Origin of the sequence: Ruminobacter sp. RM87, from assembly GCF_000701925.1 — a bacterium.
Classification (GTDB): domain Bacteria; phylum Pseudomonadota; class Gammaproteobacteria; order Enterobacterales; family Succinivibrionaceae; genus Ruminobacter; species Ruminobacter amylophilus.
Map to the genome: position 1 here is coordinate 1 of NZ_JNKD01000103.1, position 2,602 is coordinate 2,602.

Here is a 2,602-nt window from a genome sequence, read left to right on the forward strand (position 1 = left end):
TTTATATTATACTGCAAAAAATTATGGAAGTCTCGTGTTTTCTATAACTTCCATAAAATTATTTTTCGTATATGTTTAAAACAGCAAAGTTTCGGCACCTTTAAGGTGGTTTTTTGTTATTAATCACTCTTTATATTGAATATAACAGACTATTTAGAAATAATAATTTACAATCTATCTTATTTAGTTTTATAAATTTATTTTCGATCATGAAATTTTGAGGGATATTTATGAACAAATTTTTATTATCAGCTCTAGCTGTAGCTGTATCAGTTGCAACTTTTGGCTGTAACAGTGATAACTCAGTAGGCAAAGGCACGGTAACAAAACAAGCAAAAGAGCAGACCGTTTTATCTGGCAAGCTTGAAAACAAGCCTGTTTATATTTATCTCAATGGCGTCAATGCAGGATCTGCCAGTCAGTTTAAACTTCATGAAAAGAATAATGTCTATAAGGCTTCTGTAGCTCTCGAAAAAGGTACCTATAAGATTAAACTTGGTGATTCAGGTCTGACCTGTGGTACTACTTTTGGACCAGATGCTGATGCCCGTATTTCATTTGGTACTGCAACTCAGATGTCAAACTGTGCTAAGGGAGAATTTGAGCTTAAGGTTCTCCTCCCAAGTACCTATGACTTTACCCTTAATTATACCAAGGATGTTCCAACTCTCAGTATTTTGAGAGGAACTAAGAAAGTTGAAGTTAAACGTCAGCCTCCTGCAGTAGACTGCGATAAGTGGAATGGTCAGGCTATTACAGCGAATGTATCCAAGGCATGGAAGAATGGAACTGTAGTAAGAGATGCTTATACCGGCCAGACTGCTACAGTTAAAAACGGTAAGGTAACCATGACTCCTTCCCCTGCCAGTGAAGGTATTCTTCTCCTTGAAGAAGCCAAAGATAAGGCAACTCCTGCTTTCTCATGGGATAATGCCAATGTTTATTTCATGCTGACTGACCGTTTCAACAATGGAGATAAGTCAAACGACCATTCATATGGAAGAAAGTTTGATGGTGAAGATGAAATCGGTACATGGCACGGCGGTGACTTTAAGGGTATTACCGCAAAACTTGATTATCTCAAGAAGCTGGGTATTAATGCTATCTGGGTGACACCGATTGTTGAACAGTCACATGGCTTTGTGGGCGGTGGTGTCGAACAGTCATTCCCATTCTATGCATACCATGGTTATTGGGCTATGGACTTTACGAATATAGATAAGAATCTTGGTTCTGAGGCTGATTTCCAGGAGTTTATTGATGAAGCTCATAAGAGAGGCATCAGAGTTCTTGTTGACGTGGTTATGAATCATGGTGGTCATGCAACCTTAAAGGATCTTCAGGACCTTGATTTGCCAGAACTTGTGAACAAAAAAGATGAGTTGCCAAAAGATTATTCAGATTTCAAACCTGTTGGCATGTACGGTACCTGGAGCAGTATCAACGCATTTATAAACACCAAGACCAAGGATTGGAAGAAGTGGTGGGGTCCTGATTGGGTTCGTGCAGGTTTGCCTGGATATCCTGAACCAGGTGTCGGTGACGCTGATATGGCTGTAGGCGGTCTTCCTGATTTCCTGACGGAAAGCAACAAAGCTGTGTCTCTGCCTTATTTCTTAAAGCATAAAAAAGATACCAAGGCAGTTGATTTGCCAAATGCAACCATAGTAGATTATCTGGTAAGTTGGCATACTTATTACGTAAGAAAGTTCGGTATTGACGGTTTTAGATGTGATACTGTAAAACATGTTGATCCGATTGCATGGAAGAAGTTAAATGAATCTGCCGTAAAGGCTTTAAAGGAATGGAAAGCTGAAAATCCGTCAAAGAAGCTTGATGATTTACCATTCTTCATGGTTGGCGAAGTGTGGGATCACGGTGTTGCAAAGGACCTCTGGTATGACAACGGCTTCTCAAGTATTATCAACTTTGACTATCAGAGAGAATCAATGTCTTATTCACAGTGTATGAAGACAGCTGATGACGTTTATTCAAAATATGCAAGAATGATTAGCAGTGATCCTGGCTTCAATGCTATGTCTTATATTTCATCTCATGATACCAAGCTTTTCTTTGGCGATTATAAGGATTTTGCATTACAGAAGCGTGCTGCAAACAGCTTCATGATGCTTCCTGGTCAGGTTCAGCTCTACTATGGCGACGAATCCGGTAGAGATCTGATGAAGGATGGCGGTTATATCGATCAGGCTTTGCGTTCTGATATGAACTGGGGTGACCTTGATAAGCCTGAGTACAAGGATCTGGTAAATCACTGGTCAATTCTTGGTAATTTCCGTTTGAAGCATCCTGCTGTTGCCAGCGGTAAGCATACTACACTTTCCAAGTCTCCATATACTTTCATGAGAAATACTGGAAGTGATAAGGTTGTAATAGTATCTGCTGGTAGAAAAGACTAACGTCAGGTATTTGTTCAGATAATTAAAATCTCCTGTTCAGGCAATGAACAGGAGATTTTTTATTGGATATTTTATACTATGAGATCTATGGTAAGCGTGTACGCAACAAGGGTTATTCATTTTTCAAAAACAACGCTTTAAGATGTCACCGTATTTTACGGAGATAATCTTATGACTAAAACACA

1 protein-coding gene is annotated in these 2,602 nt (G+C 39.2%); it reads left to right on the top strand.

Annotated elements, in window-relative coordinates:
• Positions 1-230: 230 nt before the first annotated feature.
• Positions 231-2,417 carry an alpha-amylase gene (locus T489_RS0112135; protein WP_031580276.1) on the top strand — a complete coding sequence of 729 codons (2,187 nt, stop codon included), beginning with the start codon at positions 231-233 and terminating at the stop codon, positions 2,415-2,417.
• Positions 2,418-2,602: the final 185 nt, after the last annotated feature.

What these genes read in the sequence shown, in the direction of transcription:
- T489_RS0112135 (WP_031580276.1), top strand. Translation starts at nt 231, where the DNA reads ATGAACAAATTTTTATTATCAGCTCTAGCTGTAGCTGTATCAGTTGCA.